The following is a 17,009-nucleotide window of genomic DNA, read 5'->3' as shown; positions in this document are numbered from 1 at the left end:
CCAAACAATGTAAATTGTAAGATTTTAATGTCAGGGAAAGCCTATATACAGCAATGGTTGTAGGATTTTCTTACATTATATTCGTAAATTGCATTATCTCAATGTATTTACTGCATTTTATGGTTAAAATCTCTGCCTTTAGTGTAATTAATCGCAGGAATTAATTCATAAAATAGATGTATGACGTTAACCGTTTGCGATCGACTACTAACAATTTTTGTACGAGGAAAAAACAATGGAGACTACAGCACAGAAAGAAGCCCCAACTCAGCCTGTTGAGGAAGTGAAAATTAACAATATCAACAGTTTGGAGTTTGAGCTTTGGGCTAAAGCAGTCAAACGCCAGATGATTGCAGCACTCTCTAAAAAAGGCGCGATTTGAGAGTTCTGGGTTTTTTGTGTGCAACTTGTGTTAATTTAATTAACAAAATTTTTGTCTGCATTGTTGTTCAAGAGCGATAAGTGGCAAGGGGAAGAGTTTTGAGATTGCGCTTCTCGATGAGTTGCGGGAGGGGGAGAAGAAAGCATTTTCCTTTTTCCTAGTTTTGGACGCATGGGTGCCAGGAAACGGGGTTTTTTTACGAAAATACTTCTGTTGCAATCGGCAGAAACGGTAAAAAAACCCGGTTTCTTTGTGTCAAGAGTGCCTCCGGGACTGTTCTATCTGCCGAATGCTTTCTGCCAGATTACGATCGCTTGTCAACCGCCGCCAGCAAGCGCAGACTTCCGTCTTGAATCTGCACTGCTTTCACCGTTCCTACAGCAACTCTTTGTTGACCGTTAGCCATCGCTACCTCAATTTTAATCTTGGGGTCAGCCTGTAATCCTAGCCGCCCCCAGAGCCACTTGACTTGAGTAGCAGGAAAAGAACTCACTTCTACATCAGAAAATGGCGAATTAACCCAGCGACTACCATCGTAAAAACTCGCTACCTGCACCTGATACCAAACTTGTTCTCCTGCCAATTTTAACTCATTGTTCGGTTCTGGTTCCAGCCACTCAGCGGGATTGACACTGTTAATTAAAGTAGCAGAACCCATAATTTGACTCTTGTGGTCTTCTAAACTTTCCGCCTGAGAAACTGCTTCCTGAAGTTTGTTGACCAAATTCCGAATTCGAGTTCTGGTTTCGCTGTCAGTATCTGATTGCTGGTCGAGCCAATTCATCGCCTCACGAGTTCCGTCTTGAGACGCTACAATCAGGGCGCCCCAAGCCTTGACATCGGCGTCAGCGGCATTCACTCTCAAGGCGGCGTCGATGCGGTTCCAGATCCGCCCGCTGTCATTTTTGAGGGTTGTGGCTATTTCGTGACTGTTACTCGGATCGGCTTCAAATACTTGCAAAGCTTCGGTCCAGCGGCCGTCGATCAATTCTGCGAGAACTTGTTGACCGGGACTGGCCCAAGATGCGATCGCCTGAGCCCGAGTAATTTTAGCGTGAAATTCGATCGTTTCTAGCTGAGCTTGCGCGACTGCAGGCCAATTTTTGCCAGCTTTCCCCTTCGCCACACGCATGACATTTAATGCTGGAGACCACAGGCCGCTTTTGGCAAGTCGCAGCCCATTTTTGTAAGTCTCGTCATTGAAGGCAAATTCTTCTAAAGAAATCGCGGTTAACTGAACTGGGTTGGGCAAAAATTTGCGCGGGCCAATTTGATAAAGGGTAAATTGTGGCTCTAAACCAACTGTTTGGTCGATCGCCAACTGCGGGTTTTCGCCCTTAACAATTTGCTGCCAATTCGGCGGTTGTCCGGCCGCACTCGCCCACTCCAACAGTGGCATTAAATGATTTTGGCTGGGGTTGTAGCGAACGACTTGTCCGTAGGGAATTTTCTTTTCGCCCTGCTTTAGTTGACCACTGACATTAAACCAAATGCCGGAGGCGGGGGGCTTTCCGTCAAATCGCCGCAGTTCTGTTAGGGGTAGGGACTGATTGGAGGCTTGATTGTTAGATGTAGAGTCAGCTAAAGAAGCAATGACAAAAGATTCCGCAGGGCCTTCTAGATTCACAGAACTTGCTAGCTGAAAATACTGCTCTTTATCGGAACTGCGATCGGGAAGCTGCACCCGCTTGTACACCCGAAGTTCGACAATTTGACGACAAGGATTTTTGCAAACAGTAGAAGCCTTAACAGTTCTTTCTACCATTACCGGCAATAGCAAATCGGAAATAGAATTATCGCGGGATTGATCGACGGGAAGCGGCAGGGCTTCTCCGGTTACGAATCCCAATTTGCGGATGCTGGCTTTGATTTGATCGAGAGTTTGGATCGAATCTCTACTACCTGTATGCAGGCGCGACCATTCCGGCACAAACTGAGAGATCAACTTGTTGCCATTGGGATCGACAATTAGCTGATAACTCAGCCAAGCGCCGCCTCCCATTAAAGCTGCACAGCCACACAAGACGCTGAGGGCTGTCAAATTAGTTATCAGTCTTTTCCAGGGATATCTGGCGCGAGTTCGGGGAGTAGGTATTGGACGCTGGGACTCTTGAAGATTTTTGGGGCGTCGGGTTTGGCGCCGGCGTCTTGTCGGAGGAGGAGCAACTTTGGGATTTTCTGGGGGTTTGGCTCGATTTTTTGAGGGGTTAATTTTGTGTTCCATCATGCCATTTTAGAATTCAGATTTTAGAATTTAGAGTTTAAAATTGCAATAGCCGATCGTACTGCCGACCTATGATATCCCAAGTGTATTGGCTGTCAACGAGCGATCGAGCGCTGACAGAGATCTCCTGTCTTAGCTGCTGATTTTCAAACAAACTAGCGATCGCCTCAACGTACTCTTGAACTTTGTTGGCCCGCAAGGCTCTTATCAGTTGTGGGCCGCCATCGACGGCTAAACCCTCCAAACCTCGATCGCTAGCAACCACGGGAGTTCCCGCAGCCATCGCCTCCAAAGTTTTATTTTTAATCCCAAAACCAATCCGCATCGGCACCACACAAACAGCAGCTTGATGCAAATATTCTGCCACCCTTTGCACCCGACCTACTACTTGAATTCCCGGAAGTTCCCCCAAGGCGATCACTTCCGGGACTGGCGAAGCCCCTACTAGGGTGAGGGTAGCATCAGGATAGCGCTGCTGCAAAGGTGGCAGTATTTGCAAACTGAGAAACCGCGCCGCGTCAATATTGGGCAAATTGTTCATTGCGCCTGCAAAAATTAAGGTGTGTCCTCCCGGATCGATCGGCCTATAGGGAAATTGAGTTAAATCCACGCCGTTAGGAATTACATCTATGGGAGGTACAAAAAAATCTTGTTTTCCTCGCACTCGAACCGGAGGCAACAGTAATTCGAGGAGTTGCTCTCTGTCTGTGGATGTTGTCGCAACAATGCGGGAGAATTTGGAACAGTAGCGTTTTTCGTAGCGGGCGAGTAGCGGTAAATTTAGTCGATCGCGCAGGGGTTTTTCGGAGGTGCCGGTTGCTAACATTTCCCTGCAAGTTCCCCAAACGGAACTGTGAATGTTTGCCACTGTCAGCAGTTTTTGCCGCCATTCTGGACGCACGTAAATCTCGTTAACGCTGTGTTCGCAGGTGACAGCATCGCATTTGCCTGCTGTTACCAATTCGTCGGCCCAATTCTGCATTGCTTGGGAGTAGCTTGAGAGTACGTTTGGAGGTGTCCCGGACAACAAAAATCGACTGAATCTGTGGAATTTTCCTATTATTTCAGAGAACCCCCCCTCAGTCTCCCCCTTGTTAAGGGGGGGAGGTAAAAATCCTTCCTCAGTCTCCTGCTGGAGTCTTAGCCCCCCCTTAGCAAGGGGGGGTTGGGGGGGTGTCTGCGGATGGGGAAAAACTGCCAATTCTGCAACTTGCTGGCGCAATGCGTCGATTTGTGCATCGGTGACATCGGGCGATCGTACAGTGCCGAGAATTACATCATGTCGCCGGCTCAAGTATTGTAATAAATTAAACGTCCTTACCTGAGTTCCTCCGCGGCTGGGTGGATAGGGAAAAGTCGAGGAAAGCATCAAAATCTTCATGGGATGTGGAATAAATAAAGTTGCCGCTTGCGCGATAAAATTGATTGATAAAATCTTTTTAACAATCTTCTCACCTATGGACGAATTATCTGTTAAGGCGCTGCTCGAAGACTTGAAAAAGCCCGACGAAAGTGTTCGCGATCGGGCAACTACAGAACTCTGGCGCACTTGGTTTAACCAGAAGGGTGACTATGGGATGCAAATTCTCAGGCGATCGCAAGTTTCGCTGGATGCAGGCGATGTTCACCACGCTTTGGATTTGCTGACGAAATTGATTGCGGAAGCGCCGGATTTTGCGGAAGCTTGGAACCGACGCGCCGTACTTCACTATACTCAAGGAAATTATAAAAAGTCGATCGACGACTGCGAAATTGTCCTCAAACTCAACCCGGTGCATTTTGGGGCGTTGCACGGCCTGGGTTTGTGCTACGCTGCCTTGGGAGAATACCTAAATGCTATTCAAGCTTTTCGTCGCGCTTTGGAAATTCAACCTTTTGCTTTGGTGAATCAAAAGTTAATTCTGGAGTGTACGGCTCGTTTGAGTTAAAATACATTGGCCAAACAGGGCATTGGGCATTGGTGGTTTATTTTCCTAGACTGAAGTGCGAATTTTTTCCACAATTTAAAATTGACAATAGTCGTAGTGCCGAAAATTAGCGTTTGCATTCCTACTTACAATCGAGTGCATTTGTTGGCAAGTGCGATCGCCAGCGTGCTCGCTCAAACTTATACAGATTTTGAATTAATTATCTGTGATGACGGTTCTACTGACAGCACTCCTCTGTTGATGTCGGAATTTGTCGATCGCGGGATTCGCTACATTCGCCACCCGCAGAATATCGGCAAGAGTAATAATATGCGATCGGGCTTTGCGGCGGCAAGGGGCAAATATTTTATCAAGTTTGACGATGACGATCGCCTGAGCGCGCAATTTCTAGAGCGGACATCGGCTATTTTAGATAAAGACCCCAGCATCGATTTTGTCAGTACCGATCACTGGGTGATCGACATTAACAATTATATTGACGAAAACCAGACGAAACTCAATTCGCAGCGGTGGGGCCGCACCGAATTATCGCCGGGAATTATTGAAGATTTGCTCCCTGCAGTGTTTCTGAGACAGAGTTTGCAAATAGGGGCGACTTTGTTTCGACGCCGCGCGCTGGAAGAAGTCGGATTTCTGCGGCCGAATTTGCAAAATTGCGAAGATAACGATTTGTTTGTGAGACTTGCGATTGCGGGCAAAAAGTGCTACTACTTGCCGGAGCTGTTGATGGAGTATCGAGTTCATGCAGGACAGCAAGGAGTCGATCGGGCAATTCCGTATTTAAGCGATAAATTGCGCTATTTGACCGGGTACGAGTTTGAGTCGGAGAAGTTGGAAACAGTCAGGCTCAAAAGGATTGCCGAAACTCAATTAGCGCTAGGTTTGCGACTGATTGAGGTGGGTGAAACTGCAAAAGGGCGATCGATGGTGCGGGCTGGAAAGTCGGTTTCTGATGCGAAAATGTGGGCTGGTTTGGGATTGTCGCTGCTGCCCGTCGAGTTGCGTCCAAGGGCGTTTGAGTTTGTGCGAGAGTTGATGAAATAACCATCAATAAGAGTTATTAATTATCAGCAGCGGCTCATATATTAATTTTAATAAGAGTACGGGGTTTTGTCTGGCCTTGAGATTGGTTCAGATTTGGCTAGAGCAGGAACTTGCGGGGGATTGTTCCGAGAGTCGGCAGCAAAAAATAAAAATTCGATCGGACACGTTTTACATTAAATTAAGAAATTAAGAAATACTAAAAAATTAAGTATTTACGAGTTTGACATCGATCGGGCACAAGTACAGACCTTTCCTTGGGTCTGCCCTGCTTGTGCTATCTGTCAGGCGATTAGGGAAAACTTTTGCCCAGACACTGGGTAAAGGGATCAAAGTCAGCATTGTTAAATTCTGTCTAGTTTATTAATGCACCACTCATGTCAATAACTAATCAGATTCGTTTTAATAATCTCAAGGGCGACATCTTCGGCGGTGTCACGGCTGCCATCGTCTCGCTGCCCCTGGCCCTCGCCTTCGGGGTCGCTTCCGGAGTCGGGCCGATCGGGGGACTGTACGGTGCCATTTGCGTTGGCTTCTTTGCGGCGCTGTTTGGTGGCACCCCAACACTGATTTCTGAACCCACCGGGCCGATGACTGTGGTGATGACTGCGATCGTCGCATCCCTCACCGCCAGCAATCCCGAACAAGGGCTAGCAATGGCGTTTACCGTTGTGATGCTGGCGGGGTTGTGTCAAATCATCTTTGGTATTTTCAAGCTAGGGAAATACATCACCCTGATGCCCTACAGCGTGATTTCCGGCTTTATGTCGGGAATTGGCGTGATTTTGATCATTCTGCAAATTGCACCCTTTCTGGGTCAAGCCCCGCCCAAGGGCGGTGTTTTGGGCACTTTTTTAGCAATTCCGCAGTTGCTAGCGAACATAAATCCGCCGGAAGCAATTCTGGGTGCCTTGACGGTGGCAATTATTTTCCTGATGCCCAAACAGGTGAAGAAAATCGTACCCCCGCAATTGATAGCGCTGATTGTCGGCACGGTAATTTCCATGACTGTGTTCCAGGGCGCGGAGATTCGCCGGATTGGCGAAATTCCGGTGGGACTGCCCCCCTTGCAATTGCCGACTTTTTCCGCCGGTCAAATCACGGTGATGTTTGTGGATGCGGTGATGCTGGGGATGCTGGGCTGTATCGATACCTTGCTGACGGCAGTGGTGGCGGACAGTCTAACGCGGACCGAGCACAAGTCCGATAAGGAGTTGATCGGTCAAGGAATTGGCAACATCGTATCGGGGATCTGCGGTGGCTTACCGGGCGCCGGGGCAACGATGGGAACTGTGGTCAATATCCAAACAGGCGCGACTTCGGCGTTGTCGGGTTTAACTCGGGCGTTGGTGTTGCTGGTGGTGGTTTTGGGGGCGGCGAAGTTAACTGAACCGATTCCGATGGCGGTGTTGGCGGGGATTGCGCTGAAGGTGGGGATTGATATTCTTGACTGGAGTTTCCTGAAACGATCGCACAAAGTATCTGTTAAGGGTTCCCTGATCATGTACGGGGTGCTGTTTTTGACTGTGTTTGTGGATCTGATTGTCGCGGTGGGTGTGGGCGTCTTTATTGCCAATATCCTGACGATCGAACGGTTGAGTAGTTTGCAGTCTGCAGGAGTGAAGCTGATTTCCGATACGGATGATGAGGTTCTCCTCAGTCAGGAGGAGAAGCAACTCTTGGATCGGGGTAGGGGGCGCGTGTTGCTGTTCTGCTTGAGCGGCCCGATGATTTTTGGGTTGTCGAAGGCGATCTCCCGCGAACACAATGCTATGAAGGATGCGGATGCTTTGGTGATGGATTTGAGTGCTGTGCCCATGCTGGGAGTGACGGCTTCGCTGGCGATCGAAAATGCGATTCGCGATGCCTGCGATAAGGGTTTGCAGGTTTACATCGTCGGTGCCAGCGAGAAAATTCAGCAGCGCTTGCAGAAGTTGGGATTGTTGGATCTGATCGCGCCAGAGCATGTCATGAGCGATCGTACCGCAGCCTTGCGACAAGCCGTCGCTGTGGTTGACAACAAAGGCATCCCCTTGGGAGTGCCGGCGTAACAAGGCGCGAATTCGCCCAAATAGTAGTGGTTTAGCAGGAGTGCCAGTTTCTCCTGCTATTTCTATGGCTCGATGATCGTTTCATCTCGTTTCCGGTTGTATCAGTATTGTTCAAGTGTCCAAACAGTCAGTTGTCCCGAAAGCATAATTTTAGTCAACGGCCAACAGTCAACAGTCAACAATCATCTCGCTCGTGCAACCGGAATTGATATGAATTCTTGATTTTCTTCAGTCTCCTCTGCTGGGACGAGAGGCAAGTGTAGACTAGGTTTTAACCGCCGAGTCTTCAGGCGTGTAGCTATCCAACCTGAAATTATCCGATTGATATAGCGGGTAGCCACGGAATATCTGTAACGCCTGGGTCGTAGCCAAGTTGTTTGAGCAGTGTGGTAATTTGCCCTCTATGGTGAGTTTGATGATTGAACATATGTGTCACCAAAACCCAAGTCGGTAGCACGCGGCATTTACCATCTACATTGCTTGTGTACTCAAATGGTTGACTCAACCAGTCAGAATTAAGGTGTCTAGACCATTCTATAATTTGCCGATCCGTTGTCTCCCGTTCTGCTCTCAAAACCTCAAAGTCAGCATACAGTTCTTGACCGATAACGGTACCAGAAAATGGGTGAAGAGTGAAACGACCCATCCATGCTTTGTCACCATACAGTAAGTGATTCAAAGTGCCATGAATCGACTTAAAAAAGGCACCCATATCCTGTTTGCGCTGTTCATCAGGAATTGCCGAGCAGACCGAATATAGATTTTGATTCATCCAGCAATTGTACTCTGCCATTAGCTGGTAGTAGCTACCGTCGTACATACTCAAAACATAATCACATAGTTTGAACAACTTACATTATACAAATAGGTCTTTCACAATACTCCTGACTCTAATTGGTCGAGATAAATAAACTCAGGAGCTTTAACTCCGGCTTCTTCTCTAATTTTAACCAGTCTAGGCGACTCAAAAAACGCCCTAGCATCTGCGATTGATGTCCACGCGGAGAAATGAACAATTTTGTTTGGTTCATTGTCATACTTCAAGACCTGATAGGAGCGCTCGCCAGCTTCTTTTCGGATGCTTTCAGCACGCTCGAATACCTGTTTCCAAGCTTCATAATTTTCTACTTCATGAATAATTAAGACATACTGCATAGTAATCAGATTCTCTGAGCCTCTCAAAACTTCAAACGACTAAATTTGATTAGACTAACTCACCTTGTCTCCAAAAGCGACCACAGGAGAACGAGTAAATTATACCGTAGCGACGGTTGAAAATCCTCCCAACACTGAACAGAGCGATCGCGCTTTCCACTAAAGTAGTAAAGAGTGCCTGATGTAAATAAGTTTTTCCTAAATATCGTGTCTATATTTTCTGAAATTCCGACTGTGTGGCTGCAAATTTCCCTCGTGGGAGTCTGGTTGGGCTTGATTTTATTGGTAGCTGAGGGGTTAAATCGCTTTACTTCTGTCGATCCGGAAGTATCGCGGAAGGTGGTTCACATCGGTACTGGGAACGTGATTTTGCTGGCGTGGTGGCTGGAAATACCCGGTTGGGTGGGGGTTTCGGCAGGGGTTTTAGCAGGTGCGATCGCCCTAATTTCTTACCAAGTTCCGATTTTGCCCAGTCTTAACAGTATCAACCGGAAGAGTTTGGGGACTTTTTTCTATGCTGTTAGTATCAGCGTTCTCGTAGCTTGGTTTTGGCCGCTACAACATCAGGAGTACGCTGCTTTGGGCATTTTAGTCATGACTTGGGGCGACGGATTGGCTGCTGTCATCGGCCAGAAATACGGCAAACATATTTATCGAGTTGGGGGAATTAAGAAGAGTTGGGAAGGTTCTGCAACTATGTATTTGGTGAGTTTTGCTGTTAGCAGTTTGATTTTGCTGGCGGTTCAAGGCGCAGTTTGGCAAACTTGGGCTGTGTCGGCTGTTGTAGCTTTAGTTGCTGCTACTTTGGAGTCGGTTTCCAAGCTGGGAATTGACAATCTCACTGTGCCGATCGGCAGTGGGGCGATCGCCTTTTTCCTAAATCAATTTTTAATTGGTAATGTGTAATCTGAACTTCCCCCCAGTCGTTGCTGAATAGAGGTATGAATTCAAGATTTCTCAATTGCTATAAACCCGCTTGAGGGTAAGTTTTGTAACTTCAGCTCAAAGGTGATTCATACCGTGAATCAGCAACGCCAATTATCAATTATCTAAGTCTCGTTAAAGCAGCCGACGTGCTTGTAAAATTTGTTGTTGCCATTGCTCGAAAGCGGGGATTTTTGAGAGATCGTCTGGGGGAAACATCGCCCTGATTTGCTCCATAAGCTCGATCGCCACCACTACACCAAGCTGCTAGCCATTAGGGTGATGATCGCACCTCGTCACCCGTTCATCTCCTCACCAAATAACGGGAAATGAAGGTGAAGAGTGCGATCGCTATCTTTCACTTTTTTAAATTATAGACAAGGCACGCTTGAACGCTCTACAATAGAAGGCGTTTTGTCTTTTAATCCGTAAAGGCATTTTAGAGGTTACTTTTAATGAAAACTCAATATTACACCTCCGCCAGCTTAGATGGTTTTATTGCTGATTCACACAACTCTCTCGATTGGTTGTTTCAGTTCGGCGAGGCGGGAGACAGCTATCCTAATTTCCTCCGCGAAGTAGGGGCAGTAGCAATGGGAGCAACTACTTATGAATGGATTCTGACCCATCAGATGGATGAAGGTGCCGATCATCCCCAAGCATGGCCTTATGAACAACCGGCTTGGGTATTTACCTCTCGGACTATGCCTGCGATCGAGGGTGCAGATATTCGATTTGTGAAAGGGGATGTCTTACCTGTCCATCAAGAGATGATCGCGGCGGCAGGAAACAAGAATATTTGGCTTGTAGGAGGTGGCGATCTGGTCGGTCAATTTTACGATCGTGGGTTGCTTGATGAGGTAATTGTGTCAATTGCATCGGTGACACTTGGTAGCGGAGCACCGTTGCTACCGCGCACGATCACAACACCCCCGCTAAGACTTTTATCCGCGAAGGTTTATGGAGATGCCTTCGCGGAGTTGCGCTATGAAGTTCCTGTCCCGGCCGATGACACAACTGCTTAATCTTTAAAGCAGCCGGCGCGCTTGTAAAATCTGTTGTTGCCACTGCTCAAAAGTCTTTACTTTTGAGCTACCATCTCTCTCAACGATCGCCCTTATTTGCTCCATTAGCTCGATCGCCAGTGGTACGCCAAGTTGCAATTGTTCCAACACATCCCGCTGAGCAAAAACGGTTTCCGGTGTTCCTTCTAAAATCAATTTTCCTCGATCCATTACAAACACCCAATCAGCCCAGCGGTAGATGAAATCGAGGTCGTGACTTGCTAAAAGGATAGTGGTTCCAGCGCTGTGAATTTGTTGAAGTAAACCGATCAGTTGTCGGGTGTGACGCGGATCGAGATAGGCGGTAGGTTCATCTAGCAGCAGCAGTTTGGGCTTGAGAACCATGATATCGGCGATGGAAACCCGCTTTTTCTGGCCCAAACTGAGATTGTGAATTGGTTCGCGGGTGAGTTCGCTTAGATCGAATTGCTCGATCGCCTGTTGCACCTGTTGAGCAATTTCGGATTCTCTCAAGCCTAAATTGTACAATCCATAGGAAATATCTTCTTCTACCGTCGAAGCTACTAATTGATGTTCGGGATTTTGAAAGACGAGTCCGATTTGTTGGCGCAGTTGCATCAAAGATTTGCGATCGTAGCTAAAGGGTTCACCTTGCCAGCTAATGATTCCCTGTTGCGGTTGATACAAGCCATTTGCTAACAGAAAAAAGGTGGTTTTGCCACAGCCATTTTGACCGATCAGCCCGCACCGTTTGCCAGCGGGGACTTTTAGATTTAAACCCTGAATTGCCACTCGCGAACCGCAGGGATAGGAGTAGGAAGTGCGATCGAATTCGAGAATCCATTGAGACATATTTGTTATTTGTTATAGCCTTGTTCCCTGGCTCTGCCTGGGAATAAATACCCGGAGGCTCTGCCTCCAATTACCGATTACCGATGAATGATTACTAATTACCGATTACCGATTTCCATTCTATAGCAATCCTTGCAGCAGTCGTCAACTTTTTACCCCTCCCCAACCCTCCCCTTATCAAGGGGAGGGAGTAAGAAAATTACAAAGGATGTAGAATTGAATTGCTATATTTGTGTCAGCCTAGATCAGATTTTGACAACTGCCAAAGTTGCATTTCATAACAGAGATGTTGCTCAAAAAGTTGACTTGCCTCCAATCCTTCAACCACCAACTTCTTGAACCAGCGGCGAAATATCCAGCGCAGGAATTTGTGGACGGGCGGAACTGTTATCGCAATCAAATCTGCAACATAGATCATTGTATTTAGTCCATATCGGCGGAAAGTATCTACATACAAATCGATTGTTGGCAAAATATGGGCGGAAATATCCTCAGTTTTTACTAAAGTGAATCCAGCCTGCTTTAATGCTGCATGAAGTTCCGTAACAACATGACAATTAGAGAACATTCCCTCTTTATAATTAGCATCAGATCGTAGCATATCAGCCAGCAAAACGTAGCCACCCTGATTGAGGATTTTGGCGGCACCGTTAGCAATATCAACAGCCGACATATACTGGCTACTTTCGCTAAAGAGAATAAGATCGTAGAAATGGGTTGCTTTGAAGTCTTCAAACCTCGTGAGGTGGAAGATTGCCCGATCGCCCGTACACTTAAGAAAGCGCTGCTGTTGAAACGGATCGGGTGCGAGCCCTTCGACTGCAAAACCTCGATCGAGCAAATAAGCCGCATTTCCGCCAATCCCGCAGCCCACATCGAGTATCGTATGAGTGCCTTTGGGGATTGCATCCAACAGTTTTACAGTATAAGCTTGCTGAGCGAGGCGCAATCGGGCGATCGTTAGTTCGTCAGCGGGCACAGGTAGGGTTTCCCAATAGCCGTAGTGAAGGTAGGGCGAATCTGTCAGGCCCAAATAGTAATTAAGCGCTGCATTTTGGTAGCGAGTTACTTTGGAAATTTCGATTGATTTTGGCTGCGGCATTCGGAAATTTTAGTAAGTTTTAGGATTTAGGGCAGAGTTGAAATTCTTCCCAGCGCTTGCATACTTGTTCATAGCACTCAACAGGAGAAATTGCCAACTTTTGCAACAAATTGATATCAATGTGACCGTTGGCGATCGACAAAAAAATAATTGCTTCCTTGGGTTCATAACTAGCAATGATTTGCAGCAGATTGGAAACAGTATTTTCCTCTATTTCTAGTTGCTGTAAATAAACGGTTGCCTCCAAGTCGGAAATAAATTGCAAATCGTACTTTATAGTATCTACACTCCAATTCACCGAGCCATTAATGGGAGTATTGATTTTGCAAGCAACCAAGCCTCGTCCTCGATGCAAAAAACCATTCCAAGCAGTATGCCCGATCGGCAAAATATTTTGGTGAATAAACAAGTTTTGCCAGTAGCCAAAACTACCCTGCCAAACACTATCTTCAACTCGCATTTCTTTTCATTTCCCTTAAAATAAGATACCCTTCAGAACACAAATCGAATTACATCAGCGTTCATCTGTGTTTATCTGCTGATATCTGCGGTTAAAAAACCCCAATCCAATAATAAAAAAAATAATAAACTCACCATCATCCATACCTCGCAGATGAAAAACATGATTGTAAACAAATCGGCGGGCATCCTGACTCAGAGATCCAACGATCTCATTACAGTTGCGGGACAGCGCCGGATTCGCACCGAACTTTCCCCCTTGCGTCTGATGGCTGTTCTCCATCAGAGCCGATCGATATACGGGAATATTACCACTATTGGGGATATTTGACAAAAAAGCGTCCGCCTATTCACCAAACTCAATATTTTCATACAAATCTGCCAGCGAAATCTCCACAGGAATAGAGGTTAAAGTCAGCCTATCGCCCATACAGCTATATTCCGAAAAAATCCACTTATTCGCATCTGTTTTAGAATATTGCTCCACCTGTAGCCGATATTGGTCGATTAATAAATATTCCTTAAAACTAGGAATAGTGCGATAAGCAGCAAACTTTTCATCTCGATCGTAAGCTCTAGTACCTTTAGACAGCACCTCAGCAATTAGCAGCGGATTCGTAATTGTATCCGTCCGTCCAGAGTGCAGTTCGATCGGGCGCGCTACCACCATCACATCCGGGTAAGTATAATTATTAAGCTGCGGAACCCAAAGCCGCTGATCCGAACTGAAAGTCCGATATGGTTTCCCTTTTAACGCCAGTTTCAGCGCAACAACTAAATTAGTGGTAATTTCATTGTGATCCGGTGTGCCGCCAGCCATCAGAACAATCTCCCCATTGATAAATTCATGCCGATCCTGAGAATTGATTTCTAATTCTAGATATTCCTCAGCGGTGTAGGTTTTGGTTTCAACTGGCGCGATCATACACAACGCTCTCCTTTAATCTACTCATTTCATTTTATCTTAAAAATTTGGGTAGTTCAACAGAAAAATAGATTTTAATCATGCTAAAAAACAGGCAAGATGCCTGTTCCACAAAGAGGGAATTTTATTGTGGGGAGTAGGGGTTGGGCATTCGGCCCGCCCCTGAAAGGCTGATTGAGAATGTGCAAGATGTGAGCGCGATCGCACTTAACAAACTTACCGCAGCGGGACAAAGTTATAGCCAGTGCTTCCTCCTTGTTTAACTTGCACTAAAATCGGCTTACCAGCCCGATCGCCCGTGGGCAAAAACTTCACATCCTCGCTTGCTCCTGCTGTCGAAAAACTCGCATTTCTGAGTGCTTGTTGCAATCCTTCCCGCGTATTGCTTTGCCGCAAGCCAGCGATCACAGCTTGAGTCGCGTCAAAACTCGTTGCTGTTCGCCAATTCACAATTCCTCCCCAACGCTGGCGGGCATTTTCTGGGAAACGGCTACCGGGATTAGTTTCAGGATGCCAGGGAACGGGCAAAACAAGCCCGTCAACGTCTTTTTGTCCGTCTTTTAAAGTTTGAAAGGTGTAGAGCGTAGTGCTGCCGTAGAGTGGCAATTTGCCTCGATTGATGCGAGCCAGAGAAATCGCACGGTCAATGCGATCGATGTGGGGCGCTACCATCAATCCTTGTGCACCTTTGCTGACAGCATCGGCGAGGGCATTTTCCGCATTAAAAGAAGGGAGTGAAAAGTCGCAAACAGTGGGAACTAATTTGCCGCCAGCAGCAGTAAGAGATGCCACAAATTCATCTTTAAATGATATATTATCCGGTGCTTGGGAGTCGTAACAAATAGCAATATTAGTTTTGCCTGCTGTTTTGACTGCATATTCTGCTAAGGGAGCAGCCATGACGCTAATATTGGGTACTGTCCGAAATATGTAGCTGCCAAATCCTGATAGATTATTGGCAAAGCTAGTCGGTGTTACCATTACCAGTTTTTCTTGCTGATATATCGGAGCAGCTTCGAGAGATGCGTTGCTAGCATTGTGTCCAATTACTGCTAGTATACTTGCATCGTTTGTTAATGCTTTTGCAACATCTCTGACCACTTCTGGACTGTTGTCATCGTTGACAATTTCTACTTGCAGTTTTGCACCGTTGATGCCACCGCTATTATTGACTTCATCCTGAGCTTGGGCGACACCTCGAAGGATTTCTTGCGCGACATTGGGGTTGCTACCAATGGGGACGCTGACAGCAATTTTTAAGGGGGAACCATTGCTGGCTGGGGTCTTATTCAAATAAATAATGGCATTATTCAAATAAATAATCGTTTCGGGATCGTTGCGATTTTGTTGCAGCGAATCCTGAAATTTTTTGACGGCTGCTTGGTAATCTCCATTGACAAAAGCTTCAACGCCGGCTTTTTTTTCTGCTGTTGTTTGGGATGTTACCAATAGCCGATTTCCTAAACTGATGCGACTTGCGATCGCTCCCGATGCGCTCGTTGTCGGTGTAGATGTATTTGAACTTTTGGCATTCAATAAACCGGGAAGGAACTTGTATGCGCCAAACCCAATTAAGCCGAGTACAATAATAAAAAAAATGGGCGGCGGGCTGTTTCTTTTGTTAGTATCTTGATACATGATTTTTTCTCCTTATTTTGATAGTGTTTGGAGGCCGAACCTCGGGGTAAGTATTCCCAGCAGAGCCTGGGAAGAGAAAATTCCATCTAAACCTCACTTTCCCAGAAGTCCCCAATAGAGCGCGCCCCAAAGTTGGAAAACCTGCATTGCTTCCTCGTCATAGCCTTTAGTTTTGAAAATAGCCTCTGCCTGTTTTAGGTGGCTTATTGCTTGTTGTTTGTTTTTTATTTGGTCTTGGTTAAGCAAAGCCGATGCCAATCTGATGTGAGAATCAGCATCATTGGAGTCACTTCTAATTGCAGTTTCCCAGTGGACAATCTCCTCCTCTATAGTCTCCCATTGAAGTTCTTCGCTAGAATTTTGTTGTCTGGGAAAGCCTTCGAGACCGTAATTTTTGATATTCAGAAATGTCGCAATGACTTCGGCTTTTTTATGCTTGTCTCCCAAACCAGTGCTGAAGTATGAAGTTAAAGGCACAGACCGCTTGCCTGACTCCAGCACCAGACATACACGATACTTAATACTCTCACTATCCTCAATCTTCTGTATTTCCACACCTGAAATATCTTGAATCAGGTGTTTGACCACTTTGATTTTGAAAATGAGTGGTTGTTCCCACTTGAAAGTCAGATGACCGAGATTTTTATCAAATGTAACGCTCTCAATCTGTGAGAATATCACCAACATCAAACCAATTACAGCAAATAAATAAAGGAAAACACTGCCGGAATACCAACCAAAAGGCAAACCAAATGCCAAAAAACTACCCCCAACGAATAGATTCATCCAAAATCCCGCCGTCTCTCGCAGTTCCAGCTTGTCTGATGTTTCTTTCATGATTTCATATTTAATTAATTTGCAGCTAATGTTATTAACATAATCAAACAAGCCCAAGTGAAAGTCAATTCATTAAATTCATTAATTAAGTTCATAAAAGTCATATTTCTATCTTTGGGGCGGGCAGGATGCCCACCCCCACAAGAGTTTCAGGGAAATGGGCTGTTTCCCGATCGCGTTTCTGGTGCGATCGCAGACAGTGCATTTCCAGATAATGCTAGGATCGTAGAACAAGTAATTGCGATAAACTTTGGTGAATTCATGGATTTTTGTCCAACTCTATGTATCATCTTTTACATCTAATTGTCTATAATGTCACGTTTTATAATTAACAAAAAGCTTGAAGAGAGGACGAGCGTCCTTTCTTCAAATTGCAAAACTCAACTATCGCAATACTCCGGACAGTTTTTAAGCAGCCAGAGTACCATAAGACAAGACTGAAGGAAGGTTAGGGTGATTTAAAATC

At 46.1% G+C, this 17,009-nt stretch carries 17 protein-coding genes and 1 riboswitch; of the genes, 7 read left to right on the top strand and 10 right to left on the bottom strand.

What is annotated here, in order from left to right:
- Nucleotides 1–235: 235 nt before the first annotated feature.
- Nucleotides 236–382, top strand: coding sequence for a hypothetical protein (locus QUA34_RS26285; RefSeq protein WP_006635359.1), 147 nt, complete (start codon nucleotides 236–238; stop codon nucleotides 380–382).
- 304 nt (nucleotides 383–686) lie between these two features.
- Here the strand turns inward: QUA34_RS26285 and QUA34_RS26280 are convergent, their stop codons facing one another.
- Both QUA34_RS26280 and QUA34_RS26275 read right to left on the bottom strand, forming a co-directional pair.
- On the bottom strand, nucleotides 687–2,609 hold the full coding sequence (locus QUA34_RS26280; RefSeq protein WP_333390030.1) for a hypothetical protein: 1,923 nt from the start codon (nucleotides 2,607–2,609) through the stop codon (nucleotides 687–689).
- A 34-nt stretch (nucleotides 2,610–2,643) separates the two neighbouring features.
- Nucleotides 2,644–3,987, bottom strand: coding sequence for a glycosyltransferase family 4 protein (locus QUA34_RS26275; RefSeq protein WP_333390028.1), 1,344 nt, complete (start codon nucleotides 3,985–3,987; stop codon nucleotides 2,644–2,646).
- Between the two features lie 76 nt (nucleotides 3,988–4,063).
- On the opposite strand from QUA34_RS26275, the gene QUA34_RS26270 reads away from it, so the two are divergent.
- The 3 genes from QUA34_RS26270 (at nucleotide 4,064) to bicA (ending at nucleotide 7,626) form a co-directional block, all read left to right on the top strand.
- Entirely contained in the window at nucleotides 4,064–4,534 is a 471-nt protein-coding gene (locus tag QUA34_RS26270) for a tetratricopeptide repeat protein (RefSeq protein ID WP_333329100.1), read from the top strand.
- A 96-nt stretch (nucleotides 4,535–4,630) separates the two neighbouring features.
- Complete coding sequence (locus QUA34_RS26265; RefSeq protein ID WP_333329202.1) at nucleotides 4,631–5,578, top strand: glycosyltransferase; 948 nt, start codon at nucleotides 4,631–4,633, stop codon at nucleotides 5,576–5,578.
- Nucleotides 5,579–5,952: 374 nt separating this feature from the next.
- On the top strand, nucleotides 5,953–7,626 hold the full coding sequence (gene bicA, locus QUA34_RS26260; RefSeq protein ID WP_333329098.1) for a bicarbonate transporter BicA: 1,674 nt from the start codon (nucleotides 5,953–5,955) through the stop codon (nucleotides 7,624–7,626).
- Nucleotides 7,627–7,939: 313 nt separating this feature from the next.
- Here the strand turns inward: bicA and QUA34_RS26255 are convergent, their stop codons facing one another.
- Nucleotides 7,940–8,419: a DinB family protein gene (locus tag QUA34_RS26255; protein WP_333390044.1), complete on the bottom strand. Its 480-nt coding sequence runs from the start codon at nucleotides 8,417–8,419 to the stop codon at nucleotides 7,940–7,942.
- 80 nt (nucleotides 8,420–8,499) lie between these two features.
- Nucleotides 8,500–8,781 (bottom strand): antibiotic biosynthesis monooxygenase, encoded by a 282-nt coding sequence (locus QUA34_RS26250; protein WP_333390026.1) that lies wholly within the window; start codon nucleotides 8,779–8,781, stop codon nucleotides 8,500–8,502.
- Nucleotides 8,782–8,988: 207 nt separating this feature from the next.
- Here QUA34_RS26250 and QUA34_RS26245 point away from each other — a divergent pair, with 207 nt between their 5' ends.
- Nucleotides 8,989–9,687, top strand: coding sequence for a diacylglycerol/polyprenol kinase family protein (locus QUA34_RS26245; RefSeq protein ID WP_333329094.1), 699 nt, complete (start codon nucleotides 8,989–8,991; stop codon nucleotides 9,685–9,687).
- Between the two features lie 473 nt (nucleotides 9,688–10,160).
- Complete coding sequence (locus QUA34_RS26240; RefSeq protein WP_333390024.1) at nucleotides 10,161–10,730, top strand: dihydrofolate reductase family protein; 570 nt, start codon at nucleotides 10,161–10,163, stop codon at nucleotides 10,728–10,730.
- Between the two features lie 3 nt (nucleotides 10,731–10,733).
- Here QUA34_RS26240 and QUA34_RS26235 read toward each other — a convergent pair whose 3' ends face one another.
- The 6 genes from QUA34_RS26235 to QUA34_RS26210 form a co-directional block, all read right to left on the bottom strand.
- Nucleotides 10,734–11,582 carry an ABC transporter ATP-binding protein gene (locus QUA34_RS26235; RefSeq protein WP_333329089.1) on the bottom strand — a complete coding sequence of 283 codons (849 nt, stop codon included), beginning with the start codon at nucleotides 11,580–11,582 and terminating at the stop codon, nucleotides 10,734–10,736.
- Between the two features lie 235 nt (nucleotides 11,583–11,817).
- Nucleotides 11,818–12,684, bottom strand: a complete 867-nt coding sequence (locus tag QUA34_RS26230; RefSeq protein ID WP_333329086.1) for a methyltransferase domain-containing protein — start codon at nucleotides 12,682–12,684, stop codon at nucleotides 11,818–11,820.
- 19 nt (nucleotides 12,685–12,703) lie between these two features.
- Nucleotides 12,704–13,144, bottom strand: coding sequence for a hypothetical protein (locus QUA34_RS26225; RefSeq protein WP_333329084.1), 441 nt, complete (start codon nucleotides 13,142–13,144; stop codon nucleotides 12,704–12,706).
- A 162-nt stretch (nucleotides 13,145–13,306) separates the two neighbouring features.
- Nucleotides 13,307–13,451, bottom strand: a riboswitch (cobalamin riboswitch).
- A 38-nt stretch (nucleotides 13,452–13,489) separates the two neighbouring features.
- Nucleotides 13,490–14,068: a Uma2 family endonuclease gene (locus QUA34_RS26220; RefSeq protein ID WP_333390022.1), complete on the bottom strand. Its 579-nt coding sequence runs from the start codon at nucleotides 14,066–14,068 to the stop codon at nucleotides 13,490–13,492.
- Nucleotides 14,069–14,284: 216 nt separating this feature from the next.
- Nucleotides 14,285–15,706: an ABC transporter substrate-binding protein gene (locus QUA34_RS26215; protein ID WP_333390020.1), complete on the bottom strand. Its 1,422-nt coding sequence runs from the start codon at nucleotides 15,704–15,706 to the stop codon at nucleotides 14,285–14,287.
- A gap of 93 nt (nucleotides 15,707–15,799) precedes the next feature.
- Nucleotides 15,800–16,543 (bottom strand): hypothetical protein, encoded by a 744-nt coding sequence (locus QUA34_RS26210; RefSeq protein WP_333390018.1) that lies wholly within the window; start codon nucleotides 16,541–16,543, stop codon nucleotides 15,800–15,802.
- Nucleotides 16,544–16,600: 57 nt separating this feature from the next.
- On the opposite strand from QUA34_RS26210, the gene QUA34_RS26205 reads away from it, so the two are divergent.
- Nucleotides 16,601–16,846, top strand: a complete 246-nt coding sequence (locus tag QUA34_RS26205) for a hypothetical protein (protein ID WP_333330275.1) — start codon at nucleotides 16,601–16,603, stop codon at nucleotides 16,844–16,846.
- The last annotated feature ends 163 nt before the right edge of the window (nucleotides 16,847–17,009 follow it).

The sequence above is a fragment of the Microcoleus sp. POL10_C6 genome, from assembly GCF_036701585.1.
In the GTDB taxonomy this organism is placed as follows: domain Bacteria; phylum Cyanobacteriota; class Cyanobacteriia; order Cyanobacteriales; family Microcoleaceae; genus Microcoleus.
Note: the sequence above shows the minus strand (reverse complement) of the source record. Positions and strands in the feature narration are given on the sequence as shown.

Excerpts from the sequence above, each read along its gene's own strand:
- QUA34_RS26285 (WP_006635359.1), top strand. The coding sequence starts at position 236 with ATGGAGACTACAGCACAGAAAGAAGCCCCAACTCAGCCTGTTGAGGAA.
- QUA34_RS26280 (WP_333390030.1), bottom strand. The coding sequence starts at position 2,609 with ATGATGGAACACAAAATTAACCCCTCAAAAAATCGAGCCAAACCCCCA.
- QUA34_RS26275 (WP_333390028.1), bottom strand. The coding sequence starts at position 3,987 with ATGAAGATTTTGATGCTTTCCTCGACTTTTCCCTATCCACCCAGCCGC.
- QUA34_RS26270 (WP_333329100.1), top strand. The coding sequence starts at position 4,064 with ATGGACGAATTATCTGTTAAGGCGCTGCTCGAAGACTTGAAAAAGCCC.
- bicA (WP_333329098.1), top strand. The coding sequence starts at position 5,953 with ATGTCAATAACTAATCAGATTCGTTTTAATAATCTCAAGGGCGACATC.
- QUA34_RS26255 (WP_333390044.1), bottom strand. The coding sequence starts at position 8,419 with ATGGCAGAGTACAATTGCTGGATGAATCAAAATCTATATTCGGTCTGC.
- QUA34_RS26250 (WP_333390026.1), bottom strand. The coding sequence starts at position 8,781 with ATGCAGTATGTCTTAATTATTCATGAAGTAGAAAATTATGAAGCTTGG.
- QUA34_RS26240 (WP_333390024.1), top strand. The coding sequence starts at position 10,161 with ATGAAAACTCAATATTACACCTCCGCCAGCTTAGATGGTTTTATTGCT.
- QUA34_RS26235 (WP_333329089.1), bottom strand. The coding sequence starts at position 11,582 with ATGTCTCAATGGATTCTCGAATTCGATCGCACTTCCTACTCCTATCCC.
- QUA34_RS26230 (WP_333329086.1), bottom strand. The coding sequence starts at position 12,684 with ATGCCGCAGCCAAAATCAATCGAAATTTCCAAAGTAACTCGCTACCAA.
- QUA34_RS26225 (WP_333329084.1), bottom strand. The coding sequence starts at position 13,144 with ATGCGAGTTGAAGATAGTGTTTGGCAGGGTAGTTTTGGCTACTGGCAA.
- QUA34_RS26220 (WP_333390022.1), bottom strand. The coding sequence starts at position 14,068 with ATGATCGCGCCAGTTGAAACCAAAACCTACACCGCTGAGGAATATCTA.
- QUA34_RS26215 (WP_333390020.1), bottom strand. The coding sequence starts at position 15,706 with ATGTATCAAGATACTAACAAAAGAAACAGCCCGCCGCCCATTTTTTTT.
- QUA34_RS26210 (WP_333390018.1), bottom strand. The coding sequence starts at position 16,543 with ATGAAAGAAACATCAGACAAGCTGGAACTGCGAGAGACGGCGGGATTT.